Below are 19,004 nucleotides of genomic sequence, written 5' to 3'. Positions count from 1 at the left end.
ATTTTACAATGGCAAAGAAAGTAGTAGCAACACTTCAAGGTGGAGCTGGTTCAAAGAAAATGACAAAAGTAATCAAAATGGTGAAGTCTTCTAAATCTGATGCTTACGTTTTTGAAGAAAAAGTAATGAACGCTGACGAAGTTGAAGGATTTTTGAAAAAATAATCTCTCACCCGAATACAATATAAAAACTACTCTTTTTCAGGGTAGTTTTTTTGTTATATTTGTTTTAAATAAATTCAGATCCTAAGACTTTTGATCTGAAAAATCAATTATCAATTATTATTGATCAATTATAACTAAAATGAGTTGGTTCAAAAAAATATTCAAAAAAGAAGACAAGGAAACGCTTGACAAAGGTCTGGAAAAATCCAGTCAAGGTTTTTTCGATAAAATCTCCAGAGCTGTTGTTGGAAAAAACACGGTAGATGATGAAGTTCTGGATGATCTGGAAGAAGTTCTTATCGCTTCTGATGTAGGCGCAGAAACTACGATCAAAATTATCAAAAGAATCGAAGAAAGAGTGGCTAGAGATAAATATGTCAACGTCAGCGAACTCGACAATATCCTTAGGGAAGAAATCACCGGTCTTCTTTTGGACAATCCGCATCTAGACACAGACAATATCGACACAAGCAAGAAACCTTATGTCATAATGGTTGTAGGCGTGAATGGTGTTGGCAAAACCACAACCATTGGAAAACTCGCTCATCAATTCAAATCTCAAGGTTTGAAAGTTGTTCTGGGAGCTGCAGACACTTTCCGGGCCGCAGCCGTGGATCAATTAGTAATCTGGAGTGAGCGTGTTGGTGTTCCTATTGTAAAACAAGAGATGGGATCAGACCCAGCTTCTGTTGCTTTCGATACAGTTCAATCTGCAGTTGCTCAAAATGCAGATGTTGTGATCATAGATACAGCAGGAAGATTACACAACAAAGTGAATCTAATGAACGAATTGTCCAAAATAAAACGTGTGATGCAAAAGGTAATTCCTGATGCTCCACATGAGGTATTACTGGTTCTAGATGGTTCTACCGGACAGAACGCGTTCGAACAAGCTAAACAATTTACAGCCGCTACAGAAGTAACAGCGTTGGCAGTAACAAAATTAGACGGGACGGCAAAAGGCGGTGTCGTAATTGGTATTTCCGATCAGTTTCAAATTCCCGTGAAGTATATAGGTGTAGGTGAAAAGATCCAAGATCTTCAGATTTTTAATGGTATGGAATTTGTTAATTCATTTTTCAAGAAGAGATAACAAAATCATTTGATCTTAATATTAACATTAAAAAAATTAAACTATGGGTATTTTAACTTGGATTATCTTCGGCCTTATCGCTGGAGCTATCGCAAAAGCCATTCATCCTGGAAATGATCCTGGCGGCTGGATTGTAACAATCATCATTGGAATTGTAGGCTCTTTCCTTGGCGGGGCAATTGGAACCTATGTCCTGGGCTGGGGCGATGTGGATTCTTTCTGGAGTCCGAAAAGCTGGCTTTTGGCAATTGGAGGATCTATATTACTATTATTCTTATATAGAATGGTCACTAAAAAATAAGTGAATTTTTTCAATTGAAATTAGATAAAAATAACAAAAATGCATCAGAATCACTGATGCATTTTTTTTTTAATAATAAAATCACATATATTTGAAATTAAATTAAATTAAAGTATGAAGAAAATCTTTACTACTCTTTTTTCATTTGGAATGGTAGCAAGTGCTTTGGCACAATGGAGCCCTACTTCTATGAAAGGAGAAAAGTTACGCGAAACAAAGGTTACCAATTATTATGCATTGGATATCGATGCCATCAGAGCACAATTGGTAAAAGCTGAGGAAACAGGAAAAAATAGCAAAGCGATCATTATCAATTTACCAACCTTGGAAGGTAAAATAGAAAAATTTGCAGTCTATAGCTTACCTGTCGTTGAAAAATCTATGGCAGATCGTTATCAGTTAGGATCTTATACAGGTGTAAAAGTAGATGACCCAACTGTCTACGTGAGATTCAGTATATCTCCATATGACTTTCAATCTATGATGTTCAGAAATGGACAATATGAGTTTATTGAACCACAGAACAAAGACAGATCTGTTTATGGTGTTTTCCCAAAGACCAATAAAAGGTCAGAAGGCAAAGCTTTTGAATGTACCACCTCTGAGTCATTACTAAGCAAAAAGCAAATGGAAGATCTTTCCAATTCTACAGATTTCACCCATGACGTTACCAACTTCAGTAGATCCAGTGATAAAAAGTACAGAACTTACAGACTGGCTATTTCTGTGACAGGAGAATATACGACGTATTTCGGAGGCGTTCCTCAGGCAGCAGCAGCCATCAATGCTACAATGACGAGAGTAAATGGTGTTTTTGAAAAAGATTTTGCCATTCATATGAATGTCCAGGATTTCCCTCAATTGATCTACACCAATGCAGCGACCGATCCATACTCTGATGCTTCTACTGGAGCAGGAGGAGCATGGAACCTTGAAATCCAGCAGACACTAACTTCGGTTATCGGCAATGCCGCTTACGATATAGGTCATTTATTTGGACGTTCGGGAGGCGGTGGAAGCGCAGGAGATATCGGTAATGTTTGCCGAAATCCTTCCAGCAATTCAGATGAAGAAGCTAAAGGGTCAGCTTTTACTTCTCCGGGATCAGGTGGTCCAGAAGGAGATAACTTCGATATTGATTATGTAGCTCATGAAATGGGGCATCAGTTCGGAGCTGACCATACTTTTTCACATGGTATTCAATCAGCCCCTTACAATACTGCACATATGGAACCTGGTTCCGGATCTACCATCATGGGTTACGCCGGGATTACAAGCGCAGATGTACAGGCACATTCCGATGCTTACTTCCATGTTAGAAGTATAGAGCAGGTTCAGACCTATGTTAATACTCAGAGTTGTGAGGTAAGCACTGCCATTACAAACAATCCACCAGTAGTAGCAACTTTGGCAAACAAAACAATTCCTAAAGGAACAGCTTTCGTTTTAACCGCTTCTGCTACAGATCCGGAAAGCGACCCGTTGACTTACACTTGGGAAGAATATGACAGAGCTACCAGCGCCATAACAACTGTTACAGGCAATAATACAGCTGGACCAAAATTCAGATCTCTTACTGGTTCTGATCTACCTTACAGATATTTCCCTAAACTAAGCAATGTCTTGAATGGAACCTTATCAAGTGCTGCTGATTGGGAAGCAGTTTCTAATGTTGCGAGAGCTATGAACTTCCGTGTAACGGTAAGAGATAATAATGCCGATATCAAACAACAACAGACCCAGATCGGTTCTCAATTGATCACTGTAGGAAATGATGGACCATTCAAAGTTAGCACGACCAAAGCTTATAATAATGCTGCTTCCGCATTTACTTGGGATGTTGTGAACACCAATGCGGCACCATATAGCGTTGCCAATGTTAAAATAGATTACACTACAAATAATGGAACTACCTGGACAGTTTTATCTGCTTCTACCGCCAATGATGGTTCAGAAGAATTGAGTTTCTCAAGTATTCCTACAGATACACAGATCATAGTTAGAGTATCAGCAATCGATAATGTATTTTATGCTGTAGGCAAAGTAACAGTATCCGCAATGGTAAATTGTGATGGCACAGCTCCTGCAGGAGTTGCTGTATCTAGTATCACACAGACTGGTGCTAAAGTTGATTGGGACGCTATCGCCAATGCCACTTATTCTTTACGTTACAAAAAAACTACTGATACAAACTGGACCATTGTAAATGGCATCACAACCAATACTTACACGCTCACACAATTAGAAGAAGACACAGAATATAATGTAGAAGTCGCTTCTATCTGTAGTGGAACTACAGGAACTTATTCCGGCAAAACTTTCAGAACAACAGGCATAACTTACTGTACAGTTACTTCTTCTGATTCTTCAGATGAATATATCTCAAAAGTGGTAGTAACACCAGCTGGCGGAGGTACGGTAATGACAAGTAATTCCGGAGCAGGTTACTATACCAATTATGGATCTGATAATACAAGATTAGTTCAATTGGTGAAAAATTCCACAGGAAATACAATAGCTGTTACCAAAGCTTGGACAGGAACTACTTACAGCGAGGCTGTTGCAGTCTGGATCGATTTTAACAGAAACGGAACTTACGAAGATTCTGAAAAAGTAATGACAAGTGCTGCTAGTACAACAGCAACAGTTAGTGCTACTTTTGCTGTTCCTTCCACGGCATACACCGGAGACAAAACTGTAGGAATGAGAGTGATCATGAGATACTCCACTGCACCGACTGGTCCTTGTGCTTCTTTCACTTACGGAGAGGTTGAAGATTATGCAGTTAAAATATCAGAAACACTTGCGGTAACAGATGTTAAGAAAAATAATATCAGTATTTATCCAAATCCTGCGGTAGATGTGATCAATATTTCTAATGTTTCTTCTAAAACTAAATTCGAGATCTACTCTGTAGGCGGACAATTGGTAAATCAAGGAACTACTGACGGAAAAGTAAATGTTTCTAAATTGACAAAAGGTGTTTACATCTTATCATTAGAATCTGACGGAGAAAAATCTCAAACTAAATTCATCAAAAACTAAAACATCGTTTATTGAAATAACAAAAACTCCCCGAATCAAAGATTCGGGGAGTTTTATTTTTTTATGGTATTAAAAATTCATTTAAGTTCTTCTATAAAAGCTTCTGTTGCAACCCTCAGACTTTCTTGGTCGGAATTGTTGTAAATGATATAATCCGCCAATTTACATTTTTCTTTTTCCGGCATTTGCTTTTGGATCACAGTCTCTACTTCTCTATAAGTTTTGCCATCTCTATCCATAGTTCTTTTGATCCTGAGATTGTCATCAGCAGTAATAAGAAGAGACTTATAGCATTGTAGATTCAATTTTAATTCAAAAAGAAGAGCTGTTTCTTTAAAAACAAATTCAGAATCCTGGGCAGCAACCCACTTATCAAAATCGATTCTTACAGCCGGATGAATCAAATGATTCAATTGTTCCAATAATTCAGAATTATTAAAAACTTTTTCAGCAACATACTTTCTGTTATAAACTCCATCAGAATAAGCACCTTTTCCTAAAAGCTCAGTGATCTTTTCTTTGAGAACAGAATCTTTGTTGACAATATTCTTTGCTTCATTATCAGAATAATAAACAGGAAATCCTTTTTCTTCTAAAATTCTTGCGACCGATGTTTTTCCGGAACCAATTCCGCCAGTCAATCCAATTATCTTGGGTATGGGAACATCTTCGTCCTGAGTCGAAATCGTATCTTTTATATCCATAATTTATTAATATCCAAAAACTTCATTAAAACTAAATGTCTGATCAAGTTTCACACCTTTTTCAGTCATTTTAAGGCTTGCCAATTCGTTATGTGCGTCATGTTCAAAGAACAAAAGATATTCGTTGTCCACACATTGCTTTAGGAATTTCCCTTTTTCTTCCATCGTTAGTAATGGTCGTGTATCATAACCCATAACATAAACTTGTGGAATATGACCAACCGTAGGAATCAGATCAGCTGCAAAAACAATTGTTTTTTCCTGATATTGAAGAACAGGAAGCATTTGTTTTTCCGTATGTCCATCAACAAAGATCACATCCATTTTCAAATCGGGAGCAAATCCATAATTTCCGGTTGTTGGTAGTGGCAAGAAATTGAGCTGCCCGCTTTCTTCCAGGGGGAGAATATTTTCTTTCAGAAAGCTTGCTTTTTCTCTTGGATTGGGTTCAGTTGCCCATTTCCAATGATTTTCGTTGGTCCAGAAATGTGCATTTTTGAAAGCAGGTCTGTAACCCGATTTGTCATCATTCCATTCCACTGCACCACCGCAATGGTCAAAATGAAGGTGTGTCAAAAAAACATCTGTAATATCTTCTCTTACAAATCCGTATCTCTTCAAGTTTTTGTCTAAGGAATCATCTCCCCAAAGTGAATAATGTCCGAAGAATCTTTCATCTTGTTTGTCTCCAAGGCCACAATCGATCAGGATTAATTTTTTACCGTCTTCTACCAAAAGAGAACGAGTTCCTAATTCAATGAGATTTTTTTCATCAGCCGGATTTGTTTTTTCCCAAAGCGTTTTTGGAACAACACCAAACATTGCACCACCATCTAATTTGAATTTTCCGCATTGGATTGGATAGAGTTTCATATATAGTTATTTATTATTTTATTTGCCATATGCAATCACCAAATCTTTATATCTATCTGTTAATAATTGTGATTTCATAGGAATTTTTGTTTTTTACTAATATAATAAATTATCCCGAATTATAAACATCGAATTGCAGCAGCCCGACCTGAGTGGAGCTCTTTTTCTTTTTTGGTAAAAAGAAAAAAGCGGGAACGGGGGCGGATCAAGCTGCCCAAACTCAATAAGGTGGTTCGAAGTAGTCTAAATAATCATATTAGAACAATTCCCCAAGATTTTTCGGTCTGGAAATCCCTAAATGTTTATAGGCTTTGTCTGTCACTTCTCTTCCTCTCGGGGTTCTTATGATAAATCCTTCCTGAATCAAAAAGGGCTCATAGACCTCTTCCAAAGTCTCCGGATTTTCTCCGATGGAAGTTGCAAGTGCAGAAATCCCGACTGGCTTTCCCCGGAAATTTTCTATCATCACACGCATAATCTTGTTGTCCATATCATCTAATCCAAATTCGTCCACATTGAGAGAATTCAGTGCAAATTTTGTGATTTCGATCTCAATTTCTCCATTCCCTTTAATTTCAGCAAAATCACGCACTCTTCTCAAAAGTGCATTGGCAATCCTGGGTGTTCCCCGGCTCCTTCTTGCAATTTCGAGCGCAGCATCCTCATAGATCTTCACGCCTAGGACACGTGCGCTCCTTTCGATGATCATTCCTAAAAGCTCGATGGTATAATATTCTAATCTACTTTGGATCCCGAATCTTGCAAGCATCGGTTTGGTAAGCATCCCGCTTCTTGTGGTCGCACCAATCAATGTAAAAGGATTGAGTCCGATCTGAACGCTTCTCGCATTAGGACCGCTTTCCAGCATGATATCTATCTTGTAATCCTCCATCGCAGAATACAGATATTCTTCCACAATAGGCGACAGGCGATGGATCTCGTCTATAAAAAGAACATCATTCTCTTCAAGATTGGTAAGTAATCCTGCCAAACTTCCCGGTTTATCCAGAACTGGACCTGAGGTAATTTTGCAATTAACGCCTAATTCGTTTGCAATAATATGGGATAGAGTTGTTTTTCCCAATCCCGGCGGACCGTGCAAAAGAACATGGTCCAGAGCGTGCCCCCGGTTTTTAGCTGCAGCTACGAAAACTTCCAGATTGTCCAATGTTTTTCTTTGCCCTGCAAAATCTCTGAAACTCTGCGGACGGATCTTCTCTTCCTGAATCAAATCGTCATCAGAATAATTGTCTTTATCGGGATGTAAAAAATCGGGCATTGCTATTAATAATTAAAAATGAAGAATTAAATCCAAAGTTGAATTTAATTAAAATGATATTCAAAGATAGAGAAATTTTAAGGTATTTTTTGTTTGGGCCTTTCTAAATCATCAATGATTTCCTGGAGTTTGATTTTCTCTTTCCCTGTTAATTTTTTCTGGATAAATCCATGATCTGAAATCTGAGGAAATACACCATAATATTGATAAGTCCTCAGCCAATAAAGAGACATTGCTGGAAAAGACGTTTTATCAACCAATCCTTTTGTAGCATTGAATTTCAGATTTCCTAATTGATAGCGTCTCGGTATTTCGGACCCGAATTCGATTGGTTTGATAAATTGCGATATTTGAAAACCTGCCATCCATTTCCCCATATGGAATTTGTCTTTTACAAAACCAGGAAAGGTGAAAATTGTAGAAATTAAAATTGATAAAACAACAGATGTGAAAATAACTTTCTTCTCAGAAATATTTTTGAAGATAAGAAATAACGTGATCAAATAAACATCAATAAAAAATCGATACTGAGCTGAAAATATGATAATTAAAACAAGTTTAATTAAGACACAAATGAAAAGTAATACATAAAATCTATCTTTTTTCTTGAAAGCCAAAAATCCTAAAATCAAAATACTTAATATAATTCCAATATTAAAAACAGATTTGAATCCAATAGTAAACCAATGATAAATCTTTTCCAAAAGGTTGAAATCCAGAATCTGCTGATAGGAATAATGCATATCATAAGATTTCATCAACCCGATTTGAGAAGAATAGGTTAGGATCTCCTGACTGGGCTTCCAAGGTAAATCAAAATCAATTGTGGAAACCGGAAAAACCGGGAAACCAAAAAGCCAGAGATTTTTTATTAAAAATAGAATCCCAAAAGTAAAAATCGGAAGCAACATTTGGAATTTGAAGCTTCTTTTTTTAATACTTTCTAACACAACTAATAATGGCAACCAGAACATTATTGGTTTTATACAAAAAGCAAATATTGAAAGGTACAAAAGTAATTTCCTGTCAGTATTATTTAATAATTCATTTAGAACAATTAGGGCGATTATAAATGTTGGCAGGTCCGGGCTTGGCTGTTGTATGAAAATTAGAAAAAATGGAATGAAAACCAATAAGACCCACTGCCTTCTTTCGTAAATATACATCAAAAATAGGATCAACAAATAAGAATTGATTCGCAGAAATCCGTCCAAAATGTTTGAAAACCCAGATTGATAAATATGCCAAAAGGAAGATTGCCCTAATAATAGATCCAGATTGGAGACTCCTTTTACAAGTCCAACTTCTCTCAACATCGATATGGTTGGGCTGTAATAACTGTAATGGTCATAAAAAAACGGTGAAAACGAGCCGACAAAAACGATAGTTGTAACAAAAAAATAAAACCAAACGTTGAAATTTTTTCTAATATCGGGATATGAAAAATCTTTCTTTTTTAGAAAAATAAGAATTCCAATCAATCCAAAAATTAGAAAAACGGATTCATCAAAAATATTTAATGGTGAAAAAAATGCAATTATGGTTTGGAAAAAAGCAATACTTAAAATCCCTAAAAAAGAAGTCAAAGCAAAGCTCTGACAATCGATTTTTAAAATATTTTTGATAATTGATCCCATTCCGAAATTAATGATCAATAATCCTATTATAGATATTAGAAGTAAAAGCATAAAAAAAGATTGCTTACCAAAAATAAGCAATCTTTCCGTGTTAAAATATATATGAAGAAAATTTACTTCTGTACTCTACCCGATTTTCTGTCCTCTGCCCGTCCAATCGTGTAACCCGTTGCACCACCTGCAACACCCCCGATCACAGCACCAAGACCTGGATTCTTTTTGGAGATAATTGCTCCAGCCGCTGCTCCACCAACTGTACCAATAACTGTGCCTTTTGCAGCACTACTCCAACCTTTTTTCTGAGCTGTTGTGGTTGTGGCAGCTGTGTTTGAACCACTGGAAGCTGAAGACGAGTTATTTGCAACACTTCCAGAAGAAGAACTTCTTGTAGTCCTTTTTCTGGGAACACGATTAGCCTCTGCTTTTCTTTCCTGCTCTTTCTCCGCTTCAACTTTATTGAGACTATCTTTTTGTCTTTCAAAATTGATCTTCTCTTTTTCTATTGCTAATTTTTGTTTCTCAATATCAATCTGTCTTGCTTGATAATCCAGTTTTTGTTGTTCCAAAGAAGCTGTTTGTAATTTCTCATCTTTATTACATGAGGATAATAATAAAATGATACTTGCTCCTGTTAAAAATAAGTTTTTCATAACCTTTTATTTTTTCACAAAATGTGAATTATTACTTAGTCATTTTCAATTTTGATTCCAAAACGGATTATAAAAAGTTAAAATTTGTTAATCGCATTTAAACGAATATAAATTCAATTAAAAAAACTGAGTAAATTTGGCTGAATATAAACATTGGAAAGCAATTTTATCATTAATTGACTTTGAGTGGAATTAATAAAAATATTGATTTACACTTATGAATTATTTATCAAGAAAAACCACATAACCTAAATGAACCAAATAGCTTCTATATTAGCTAAAAAAAGAGATCTTGCAAAAAATGAGATGGAATATGAGAAGAGCATCTTGTTTGACGTTTATACTTTGACCCTTGTATTACTATTAGCTTGCAATATCGTTCTAAATATTGTTCTTGAGCAGTATGACAGCCTTTTAATTTTCGCAATGGCTGCCCTATTTATGTTAGGAACATTATTTTTTCCTGACAGGATCAGGTTCAATAGCAATCTGCTTTTTTTGCTTTTTTTCTCTCTCGGTTTTTTTATTTTTTATTTCGATACCATTTCTGGAGAAGGCTGTATGAATTACCTTTCATATGTTTCCCTTACTATAGCACTCTCTTTTTTCTTTGACCATATCCGGGACAGATGGTTCATATTTTTCCTGGTTGTTTCATATCTTATTTGGTTTTTGATCAATGCCGGAACAAATTATTATTTAAGCCAATTTTTCAGTGTCAATCTTACTTTAAAACAACAATGGTATGTCAGGATCTATAAAATATTTGAAATATCTTTTTGCACTTTTATTGGCATGTATTTTATATATCGCAAAGAACGTATTCTTGTAAAATACTATGTAGAGAAAGAAAGACTGAATAATATTATTCAGAAAACAGACAAGATCAATTTTTCAGGTGAATTGTATGATTTGGCAATGAGTAAAAATTCACTTTTCATTACTTATTTTAAATCCCAATTTCCTGATTTTTTTGATAAAATCCTAGCAATTTCTCCTAATCTTATTTCGACAGAATTAGAAGTATGCGCCTTACTCAAACTCAATCTCAGCACAAAAGAGATCGCAACAGCGACCAATTCCACCATCAGAGCTATCGAAAACAAGAAGTACAGGATCCGCAGAAAGCTTAATTTACCTTCTGAAACTGACATTAACCTTTATATCATCAATAATTTCTAAATACTGTTTTACAAATAAACTTATTTGATTTTCAAATAATTAAATTAAAAATTAAGAAATTCAAATACCGTGAGTATATATAAGTAAACAGATAAACTGAAGATTTCTTTTTCCTGTTTTGAAGAATTTATATTATTGCACCGTCAAACAAGACAAAAATCAAAAGCATAAAAACTCTAAAACACGAATGCTCTGAAAAATAGATGCAATTTTCAGAACCAAGGAAGTTTTTATTTTTCTTGGAAAGGCAAAAACACAAATGAAAAATCCAGAATTAGATTCTGGATTTTATTTTTATAGAGTAGAAAATTATTAATATTAAAATAATTCTTTTCTGATAATATTCTGAGAACGCTCTGGTCCTACAGAAACCAAATAAACGTTGATCCCCAAATGCTCTTCGATAAATTCGATATATTTTTTTGCGTTTGCTGGAAGTTCATCATAAGTTCTTGCATTAGTAATATCTCCGTCCCAACCATCTAATTCCTCATAGATCGGTTCATAATGGTACAATTTGGTTGTAGATGATGTGAAATAGTCGATGATTTTTCCATCCTCGGTTTTATATTTGGTAGCAATTTTCAAAGGATGAATTCCCGTAAGGACGTCTAACTTAGTAATGACCAGATTATTGATTCCGTTGATCATACAAGCATGCTTAAGGGAAACCAGGTCCAACCAACCCGTTCTTCTTGGTCTTCCTGTGGTAGCTCCGAACTCTGAACCGATTTGTCTGATCTTTTCTCCTAATTCGTTATCCAATTCTGTTGGAAATGGTCCATTACCAACTCTTGTAGTATAAGCTTTTGCAACACCAATAAGATTTTTCAAAGCAGTCGGTGGGACACCAGCCCCGGTACAAACACCGCCCGTAGAAGGCGAAGAAGAAGTTACATAAGGATAAGTTCCAAAATCTATATCAAGCATCAGTGCCTGAGCTCCTTCGAATAGGATGTTTTTCCCTTCGTTGATTGCCTCATTGATCTCCAGTTCTGTATCAACAATCCTGTCTTTCAGTTTTTCACCCAGAGCTAAAAATTCCTGGTAGATTTCCTCAACATCCAATGTTGGCTTTTCGAAATATTTTTCAAAAAGTGAATTTTTTGTCTTTAAATTCTTTTCGATCTTTTCTTTCAGAACCTCAGGATTTAGAAGATCGATCATTCGGATCCCGACTCTTGCGATCTTATCTTCATAGCAAGGACCGATTCCTTTTTTAGTCGTTCCGATCTGCGTTCCCCCTTGTTCTTCTTCTCTATACGTATCCAGCAAAATATGGTAAGGCATGATAACGTGTGCTCTTCTGCTGATAAAAACGTGGTCTGTTTTCAGTCCTTTGCTCTCGATCTGCTCGATCTCTTTGATAAAAGCTTTTGGATTCACAACTACTCCGTTGGCAATAATACATTTCCCTTTGCATTGTAAAACACCAGAAGGTAAAAGATGCAATACAAATTTTTCATCACCGACATACACCGTATGACCAGCGTTATCGCCTCCTTGAAAACGTACCACATAATCAGATTTTGCCGATAAGACGTCTGTGATTTTACCCTTTCCTTCGTCCCCATATTGAAGACCTACAACTACGTAAGTTGACATATTTTTTTACTTTTTTTAGATTATTTGCAAAGTTATACTATAAATATGGCCTAGCAAAATCATACAAAATAAAAAACCCTCTTACTATGAATAAGAGGGCAAAAACACAAATGATGAAAAAAAATCATAAATGCAATTTGAAATGCTCCGAAGACCATTTCGCATTTACAATACAATTTTCGTTGCAAAAATCGTACAATTTTTCTAATCTACAAATAAAAAAAATCAGTTTTAATAAAAAAAATAAATATTTATTTAAAAAATTTGCTGAAATCAATATTTCCAGCCTATTCTTATCTAAAAATCAGTCTACAAATTTTAATTTATATAAAAAATCAATAATAATTACTATTTCCCACCTATAAAAAGAAAATATTTAACCAAAAATGTAAAATAAATTAAATTTCAAACATTAAAACAAAAAATAATTTTATTTTTGAATTAGTAAATATATTTTTGCAATATAATTTTAATCAAAACAGAAAATAAATAAAAAAATGTGCGGAATTGTATGTGTGTTTGACACAAAACAAAAAAATGAAGTGATAAGACCTCAGATATTGGAAATGTCTAAGAAAATAAGACATCGCGGGCCAGACTGGTCCGGAATCTATCAACACGACAATGTTATCTTTTCTCACGAAAGATTGGCCATCGTGGATCCAACATCCGGAAAGCAACCATTATTCACAAAAGATGGAAAAGTAGCTTTGGCTGTAAACGGAGAGATATACAATCACCAAGAATTAAGACTTGAATTTCCCGATTATGAATTTTTGACCCAATCTGATTGCGAGGTGATCTTAGCTCTGTATAGAAGAGATGGGAAAAATTTTCTTGAGAAATTAAATGGAATTTTCGCATTTGCATTATATGATGAAGAGAACGATGCGTATTTAATAGGAAGAGACCACATGGGCATTGTTCCATTATATATGGGTTGGGATAAAAACGGTAGTTTTTATGTTGCATCTGAACTAAAATCGCTTGAAGGCGTTTGTAACAAGATTGAAGAATTTTTGCCCGGGCATTTCCTTTACAGCAAAGACGGGCAAGAGCTACAACAATGGTACAAAAGAGAATGGACAGAGTTCGAAAATGTAAAAGACAACGAAACGGATATCGCTGCTATCAGAAAAGGACTGGAAGAGGCCGTACACAGACAGTTGATGAGTGATGTTCCATACGGGGTTTTACTATCTGGTGGTTTGGATTCTTCTATCATTGCTGCCGTAACTGCAAAATTTGCAAGACAAAGAATAGAAAGTGGCGATACGCAGGAAGCCTGGTACCCAAGACTACACAGTTTCGCTGTTGGATTGGAAGGCTCCCCGGATCTGGCAGCGGCCAGAAAAGCAGCTGACCATATTGGCTCCGTACATCACGAGATCAAATATACCGTTCAGGAAGGTCTGGATGCCATCAAAGACGTAATTTATCATTTGGAAACTTATGATGTTACCACGATCAGAGCTTCTACACCAATGTATCTTTTGGCCAGAGTGATCAAGTCTATGGGAATTAAAATGGTTCTTTCCGGAGAAGGTTCGGATGAGCTGTTCGGAGGTTACTTGTATTTCCACAAAGCGCCATCAGCTCAGGCTTTCCATGAAGAAACAGTGAGAAAATTGGGCAAACTCCATCTTTATGATTGTCTTAGGGCCAACAAATCTTTGATGGCCTGGGGAATCGAAGGCAGGGTTCCTTTCCTTGACAAAGAATTCATGGATGTTGCAATGACCATCAATCCAAAAGATAAAATGGTAACGCCTGAAAGAATGGAAAAATGGGTTCTTAGAAAAGCTTTTGAAGATATCCTCCCGGAAAGCATCGCCTGGAGACAGAAAGAACAGTTCAGTGATGGTGTTGGCTATTCCTGGATCGACACTTTGAAGCAAGTTGCCGAGGACGAAGTAACGGACGAAATGATGGCCAATGCAAAGTTCAGATTCCCGATCAACGTTCCAATGAGCAAAGAGGAGTACCGATACAGAACGATCTTTGAAAATCATTTCCCAAGTGATTCTGCTGCAAGTTGTGTTCCTTCTGTTCCATCTGTTGCTTGTTCTACACCTGTAGCATTAGAATGGGACGAAGCTTTTAAAAAGATGAATGACCCGAGCGGACGTGCTGTAAAAGTTCACGAAACAGCTTATTAAAATTTATTTAAACTAACTATACTACACGAAAACCACAAACTTAAGTTTGTGGTTTTTATTTTTTCAAATACACATTTATTTAGTTTATTTTAATCAGAAATTATTATTTCAAAATTTATTTTGGAGAGCTTGGACAAAGGTTTAGATTTTTTCCAGCCATCACTAGATAGAATCCAAAAATTATTGTCTTCATCTGTTGATTCATATGCTACCCCAAGATTAAGAATAGATTGCTTTGATTTTGAAGACGAGCCGTCAATATTTTTTATGTAATCATATTTTAAGACAGTAGCAGGGATGTTGATCCATTCCAATCCTATAAATAATCCTTCTTTAGGAAGAATGATATTACTTTTTGAAAGATCAACCTTATTGATACTTTTTCCTGGTTTGCATTCTACTACGAAATCTGTTGTCCCATAAAGCTCACCCGGCTGTCCATTGTCATTTTTATATAATCGGAGGATGATAGGCTGCTTTTTTGCTTTAGTAGAAAAAAATGATAAAAAACTTATGCTTCTTATGAATGCTGTTTCAGGGTAATCATTTTTATAAGGTAAATATTGTACCTGGGTTGAAACAGCATCTGTTGCTCCCCTATAAAGGTCTGTTTTCTTATATAATTTACCAATAGTTGTCTTTATTTTATTTTTTGGAAGATCACCTTTACTTTCAATTGATTTTTTAGCTGTAAGTGTATATTCCTTTTGGTTATTTTCCGGAAAAAAATCCTCAAAGCCGGTTGCACTTATCTTAGATATCTTTTCTCCTTTATCTAACTTTAGCCTTCCTTTTTCATCAGTATTTTTATAGTAGGTTTTTCCTTCAAAAGTAACTTTTGCGTAACGAATAGGCATTATCGTATTACTATGTATTGAAACGTCAGAATCTTCCTGAGCAAAAAGAATAAGAGAAGAGGAAAGCGAGAGTAGTAAAAATAATTTCTTCATAGTTTTTTCATCATAATCATAAAAAGCCCCATTGCAGGGGCTTGATAACTATTGTTTTGTAAATATCAGATTTGCTGCCTCGGGAAGATAGATCTTTCTATCCACGTTGGGGCATTGTCCGGGAAGCATCATGGTAGACTCCGGGGAAAAGGTCCAGCTGATCTGGTTGGCTGATGGTTTTTTCAACTTGATGTCTCCTCCTCCAAGCCCGCAGCCTGCACCGTAGTGTATAAGGTCAATAGCATTATTATCAAAAACTAAGGTTCCAATACTTGTAATCTTGTTATCCTGTGTATTTACATTTTGGGTATCCTGCAGTATAGCTCCTGTTGAGATATTCTTTACGGTATATTTGATGTGAAGGACATCCTTAAAGTATTTTTTATTTAATGAATTAACCTTAAGCATTTTCTCCTCCTTCGTAATATACAAGGTAGTCTCATTCCCGTTATACGTGGCTTTGTAGATGCCTACATAGGGTGACAGTACATTATCCAGGTCTTTCATATAAGAATATTCTGGAACATCTCCATAATAAGTATTCAGAGGATAAGTTTGGGCTTTGCAGCCCACGATGCCTAGTATTAAGGCAAATATTAATAATATTTTTTTCATCACACATAAAGCCCCATTGCTGGGGCTTTTTAATTATTGTTTTGTAAATATCAAATCTTTAGTCTCTGGGAGGTAGATATTGATATCTGTCCCTGCGGGACATCGGCTATTATCAAGAATTATATCATTGGGTAGATATTCCCAAGAAAGTTGAGTAGCGTTTATCTTTTTCAAATGAATACTTCCCCATCCAACTCCGCAGTTGGTACCTCCATAATAAAAAAGCATTAGATTTCCATTTTCTTCAGCCCATTGACTATAAATCGTATGCCTTATTTGTTGTGTTGGTAAAGTCATGTTTTGAGTATTTTGAAGAGTGATTCCAGAAGAATTTACAATTACATATTTTATAGATAAAACATCTTTATAAAATTTATTTTTACCTTGATCAAAAAGTTTATGGATTTCTTTTGTAATAAATATGGTTATTTCTCTTCCTTGAAAATTAGCGTTATAAATACCAATATATGAATCTAATTCATTGTTAATATCCTTTAGATATGAATAATTAGGTACTTCTGTGTAATCTGTTTTTAAGGGGTATTCCTGTGTTTTACAACTCATTGAAATAACAAAAAGTGTTAAGAATATTATTTTTTTCATGTTTTTTATTATTTAAGAACAAGGAACAGCCATTATTGTTCCATCATTATTTTTTATTATTGTTTTTATTGTCCCATCATTTTCTACTCTTTGTAAAACGATTTTTTTATCTAGTCCCATATCTTTAAGGGCTTTGAAAAAAAAAATTTCAATTGTGTCGTTATTCATATCCCCAGTTGAAGGTTTATATATTCTATATCTAGTTTGGTAATTTTTTTCAAAAATATCTATTTCATCCTGTGAAAAAGTTGTTAAAGCATCCTGATAAGTTCCTGTAAAACGTATGATATAATGCATTCCATTTGGCGCTACCATTCCGACAAAAGCAAGCGTAGGATCGCCATAATTTCCTTGCGCTCTTGCAAAACCTAACAATTGGTCTATATCCGGTGGCGAATGCATCGGGATTCCTGTTTTGGTATGATTATGATACCCTCCTGCATAACCTGTCTTGTCCCCAAAATTTACACTATGAGCACCACCAGTAATTATAGCAGAAGGAGTTCCGTCTTTCTTGCTTTTGAAGCCCACTTCTCCAGATCCATTTACGGCAGTGTTCTTCAATTGCGTTATAGACGCTTGTACGTTTGCATTCTGTAATAATGCTTTGTTTCTTGCGCAAGGCGTTTTAGTCTCATCATAGATCACAACACCGCCACCACCGCCTTCTGAACCATTTTTAGGACAGTTCTTTATCAGTTTTGCACCTGCTGTAGTTTCGCAAACCCAATCACAAATTTGCCCGCCCTCTTCATCTTCATAACACTCGTTATGACAATTCGGGATCTCACCCCCACCACCAGGAGGACCTGTCGGGGGATCAGTTGGTGGATTTGTCGGTGGGTTCGTTGGTGGGTTCGTTGGCGGGTTCGTTGGCGGGTTGGTAGGCGGATTCGTTGGTGGATTTGTGGGCGGGTTGGTTGGTGGATTGGTCCCTGTATCAGTTCCTGATCCATTGCCTGTCCATCCTCCTCCTGGAGTGCCTCCGCCATCATTATTTCCTCCTCCATTTCCGCCACCTGTTCCTCCACCATTACCTCCAGTGCCCCCACCATTTATAGGGCAGTCTGGGCATGGTGTCGGAGGTTCACAATTTGGCATTCCTGCAAGATAGGTTACAGTGCTTTCCAGAGTCCCATCCAGGGAATAGGTTTTCCTGTTTCCTGAAAACGTCAGATAATCATTATTACCATTCAGTAGCCATTCTGCTGTCGGCTCATAAACAACTACTTTAGCATCAGAAGCATCCGTGTTATCTGTTTTCACTTCCAGATTATAAGTTTCAGAAGCAGATTCTGCATAAGGACTCACTGAGAATGTGTAATATACCTCATCAGTCCCGTTTGTGGTTTCAATAATGTAGTTGGTATTGATCTCCCCAAATACAGTTTCTGTTTTCCCCATCGTAGAAAAATGGCTACCCAGAGGAACTTTGAAATCATTGGTCTTTGCCTGCAGGGCATTCATGATCTGTGGGATCTCAGACTTCGGGACAACCCGAAATTTTAAAGCTTGCTGGTTGTTGTGAGTTTCGTTGGCGTTGAAATTGTCATTCCTACAGCCAACGATCAGGAATGCCAGGATGGCAAACCATAACAGGTAGTTTTTTTTCATCGTTGTTTGTGTTTTTAGATTATAAATATAAAAAAATCTCAAAACAAAAATGAAAAAAAAATCAAGGGGATATCATTAATATTTTAATATTTTTGATTAAAATATTAATAAAATGAGTTTAGGCACAAAAGTAAGACGGTACCGCGAGGCCAAAAATTGGTCTCAGGACGATCTGGCAATCAGGCTGGATGTGACACAGGGTACCATTTCCAACATAGAGTCCGACAAGAGCATCCCCAATTCCATATTGCTGAGCAAAATGGCAAAAGAGTTGGATGTGGATATGAATGACCTACTAAGTGATTCCAATAATATTATATTTTCTGATAACCAATTCAGCGATTCTAGTTCCGCAATAAATCAATATCGTCCAGTAATAAATATGCAATCACCTGAACTTATGGAGAGTATCCTGAGAAATCAGGAGCAGATCGCTAAACTTATAGAGTCCCAGAACAAGCTTATAGAAGGTCTTCTAAAGAAGTAACAAAGACAAAAAAATACCCTTCTGCAACCCCTATGGACAGGAC

At 36.1% G+C, this 19,004-nt stretch carries 17 protein-coding genes; 7 read left to right on the top strand and 10 right to left on the bottom strand.

Features of this window, described 5'->3' with window-relative positions:
• Positions 1–8: 8 nt before the first annotated feature.
• The 4 genes from BLT30_RS03170 to BLT30_RS03155 all read left to right on the top strand — a co-directional run bounded on the left by BLT30_RS03170 (position 9) and on the right by BLT30_RS03155 (position 4,603).
• Positions 9–164, top strand: a complete 156-nt coding sequence (locus BLT30_RS03170; protein WP_074232947.1) for a DUF4295 family protein — start codon at positions 9–11, stop codon at positions 162–164.
• Positions 165–303: 139 nt separating this feature from the next.
• Positions 304–1,257, top strand: coding sequence for a signal recognition particle-docking protein FtsY (ftsY, locus tag BLT30_RS03165; protein ID WP_089871335.1), 954 nt, complete (start codon positions 304–306; stop codon positions 1,255–1,257).
• Positions 1,258–1,300: 43 nt separating this feature from the next.
• Positions 1,301–1,558 (top strand): GlsB/YeaQ/YmgE family stress response membrane protein, encoded by a 258-nt coding sequence (locus tag BLT30_RS03160; protein WP_027384737.1) that lies wholly within the window; start codon positions 1,301–1,303, stop codon positions 1,556–1,558.
• A gap of 114 nt (positions 1,559–1,672) precedes the next feature.
• On the top strand, positions 1,673–4,603 hold the full coding sequence (locus BLT30_RS03155) for a reprolysin-like metallopeptidase (RefSeq protein ID WP_089871333.1): 2,931 nt from the start codon (positions 1,673–1,675) through the stop codon (positions 4,601–4,603).
• A 77-nt stretch (positions 4,604–4,680) separates the two neighbouring features.
• On the opposite strand, the gene coaE is transcribed toward BLT30_RS03155, so the two are convergent.
• From coaE to BLT30_RS03130, 5 genes are all read right to left on the bottom strand, one after another.
• A complete protein-coding gene (gene coaE / locus BLT30_RS03150) occupies positions 4,681–5,262 on the bottom strand; it encodes a dephospho-CoA kinase (protein WP_089872873.1) in 582 nt (193 codons plus the stop codon).
• 51 nt (positions 5,263–5,313) lie between these two features.
• Entirely contained in the window at positions 5,314–6,180 is an 867-nt protein-coding gene (locus BLT30_RS03145; RefSeq protein ID WP_089871331.1) for an MBL fold metallo-hydrolase, read from the bottom strand.
• A gap of 256 nt (positions 6,181–6,436) precedes the next feature.
• Positions 6,437–7,459, bottom strand: a complete 1,023-nt coding sequence (gene ruvB / locus BLT30_RS03140; protein WP_089871330.1) for a Holliday junction branch migration DNA helicase RuvB — start codon at positions 7,457–7,459, stop codon at positions 6,437–6,439.
• Positions 7,460–7,536: 77 nt separating this feature from the next.
• On the bottom strand, positions 7,537–9,147 hold the full coding sequence (locus BLT30_RS03135; protein ID WP_139166558.1) for an LIC_10190 family membrane protein: 1,611 nt from the start codon (positions 9,145–9,147) through the stop codon (positions 7,537–7,539).
• Between the two features lie 62 nt (positions 9,148–9,209).
• The gene (locus BLT30_RS03130; RefSeq protein ID WP_089871326.1) at positions 9,210–9,746 is read right to left on the bottom strand and encodes a YMGG-like glycine zipper-containing protein; all 537 of its coding nucleotides are present in this window, start codon (positions 9,744–9,746) and stop codon (positions 9,210–9,212) included.
• Between the two features lie 252 nt (positions 9,747–9,998).
• Here BLT30_RS03130 and BLT30_RS03125 point away from each other — a divergent pair, with 252 nt between their 5' ends.
• The gene (locus BLT30_RS03125; RefSeq protein WP_089871324.1) at positions 9,999–10,928 is read left to right on the top strand and encodes a helix-turn-helix transcriptional regulator; all 930 of its coding nucleotides are present in this window, start codon (positions 9,999–10,001) and stop codon (positions 10,926–10,928) included.
• A 318-nt stretch (positions 10,929–11,246) separates the two neighbouring features.
• Here BLT30_RS03125 and BLT30_RS03120 read toward each other — a convergent pair whose 3' ends face one another.
• Entirely contained in the window at positions 11,247–12,533 is a 1,287-nt protein-coding gene (locus BLT30_RS03120; protein WP_089871323.1) for an adenylosuccinate synthase, read from the bottom strand.
• Between the two features lie 497 nt (positions 12,534–13,030).
• Here BLT30_RS03120 and asnB point away from each other — a divergent pair, with 497 nt between their 5' ends.
• Complete coding sequence (asnB, locus tag BLT30_RS03110) at positions 13,031–14,692, top strand: asparagine synthase B (RefSeq protein ID WP_089871320.1); 1,662 nt, start codon at positions 13,031–13,033, stop codon at positions 14,690–14,692.
• A gap of 89 nt (positions 14,693–14,781) precedes the next feature.
• Here asnB and BLT30_RS03105 read toward each other — a convergent pair whose 3' ends face one another.
• From BLT30_RS03105 to BLT30_RS03090, 4 genes are read right to left on the bottom strand one after another with little or no spacing between them, the layout of a single operon-like run.
• On the bottom strand, positions 14,782–15,642 hold the full coding sequence (locus BLT30_RS03105; protein WP_089871318.1) for a hypothetical protein: 861 nt from the start codon (positions 15,640–15,642) through the stop codon (positions 14,782–14,784).
• Positions 15,643–15,690: 48 nt separating this feature from the next.
• Positions 15,691–16,257, bottom strand: coding sequence for a DUF6705 family protein (locus tag BLT30_RS03100; RefSeq protein WP_307309361.1), 567 nt, complete (start codon positions 16,255–16,257; stop codon positions 15,691–15,693).
• Positions 16,258–16,290: 33 nt separating this feature from the next.
• Complete coding sequence (locus BLT30_RS03095; protein ID WP_139166557.1) at positions 16,291–16,860, bottom strand: DUF6705 family protein; 570 nt, start codon at positions 16,858–16,860, stop codon at positions 16,291–16,293.
• A 12-nt stretch (positions 16,861–16,872) separates the two neighbouring features.
• Positions 16,873–18,474, bottom strand: a complete 1,602-nt coding sequence (locus BLT30_RS03090) for a hypothetical protein (protein WP_089871309.1) — start codon at positions 18,472–18,474, stop codon at positions 16,873–16,875.
• A gap of 112 nt (positions 18,475–18,586) precedes the next feature.
• Here BLT30_RS03090 and BLT30_RS03085 point away from each other — a divergent pair, with 112 nt between their 5' ends.
• Positions 18,587–18,961 carry a helix-turn-helix domain-containing protein gene (locus BLT30_RS03085; protein ID WP_089871308.1) on the top strand — a complete coding sequence of 125 codons (375 nt, stop codon included), beginning with the start codon at positions 18,587–18,589 and terminating at the stop codon, positions 18,959–18,961.
• Positions 18,962–19,004 lie beyond the last annotated feature (43 nt).

Origin of the sequence: Epilithonimonas hungarica, assembly GCF_900102265.1 — a bacterium.
Classification (GTDB): domain Bacteria; phylum Bacteroidota; class Bacteroidia; order Flavobacteriales; family Weeksellaceae; genus Epilithonimonas; species Epilithonimonas hungarica.
Note: the sequence above shows the minus strand (reverse complement) of the source record. Positions and strands in the feature narration are given on the sequence as shown.

What these genes read in the sequence shown, in the direction of transcription:
- asnB (WP_089871320.1), top strand. Translation starts at nt 13,031, where the DNA reads ATGTGCGGAATTGTATGTGTGTTTGACACAAAACAAAAAAATGAAGTG.
- BLT30_RS03105 (WP_089871318.1), bottom strand. Translation starts at nt 15,642, where the DNA reads ATGAAGAAATTATTTTTACTACTCTCGCTTTCCTCTTCTCTTATTCTT.
- ftsY (WP_089871335.1), top strand. Translation starts at nt 304, where the DNA reads ATGAGTTGGTTCAAAAAAATATTCAAAAAAGAAGACAAGGAAACGCTT.
- ruvB (WP_089871330.1), bottom strand. Translation starts at nt 7,459, where the DNA reads ATGCCCGATTTTTTACATCCCGATAAAGACAATTATTCTGATGACGAT.
- BLT30_RS03095 (WP_139166557.1), bottom strand. Translation starts at nt 16,860, where the DNA reads ATGAAAAAAATAATATTCTTAACACTTTTTGTTATTTCAATGAGTTGT.
- BLT30_RS03085 (WP_089871308.1), top strand. Translation starts at nt 18,587, where the DNA reads ATGAGTTTAGGCACAAAAGTAAGACGGTACCGCGAGGCCAAAAATTGG.
- BLT30_RS03100 (WP_307309361.1), bottom strand. Translation starts at nt 16,257, where the DNA reads ATGAAAAAAATATTATTAATATTTGCCTTAATACTAGGCATCGTGGGC.
- BLT30_RS03155 (WP_089871333.1), top strand. Translation starts at nt 1,673, where the DNA reads ATGAAGAAAATCTTTACTACTCTTTTTTCATTTGGAATGGTAGCAAGT.
- BLT30_RS03120 (WP_089871323.1), bottom strand. Translation starts at nt 12,533, where the DNA reads ATGTCAACTTACGTAGTTGTAGGTCTTCAATATGGGGACGAAGGAAAG.
- BLT30_RS03160 (WP_027384737.1), top strand. Translation starts at nt 1,301, where the DNA reads ATGGGTATTTTAACTTGGATTATCTTCGGCCTTATCGCTGGAGCTATC.
- BLT30_RS03145 (WP_089871331.1), bottom strand. Translation starts at nt 6,180, where the DNA reads ATGAAACTCTATCCAATCCAATGCGGAAAATTCAAATTAGATGGTGGT.
- BLT30_RS03170 (WP_074232947.1), top strand. Translation starts at nt 9, where the DNA reads ATGGCAAAGAAAGTAGTAGCAACACTTCAAGGTGGAGCTGGTTCAAAG.
- BLT30_RS03135 (WP_139166558.1), bottom strand. Translation starts at nt 9,147, where the DNA reads ATGCTTTTACTTCTAATATCTATAATAGGATTATTGATCATTAATTTC.
- BLT30_RS03125 (WP_089871324.1), top strand. Translation starts at nt 9,999, where the DNA reads ATGAACCAAATAGCTTCTATATTAGCTAAAAAAAGAGATCTTGCAAAA.
- BLT30_RS03090 (WP_089871309.1), bottom strand. Translation starts at nt 18,474, where the DNA reads ATGAAAAAAAACTACCTGTTATGGTTTGCCATCCTGGCATTCCTGATC.
- BLT30_RS03130 (WP_089871326.1), bottom strand. Translation starts at nt 9,746, where the DNA reads ATGAAAAACTTATTTTTAACAGGAGCAAGTATCATTTTATTATTATCC.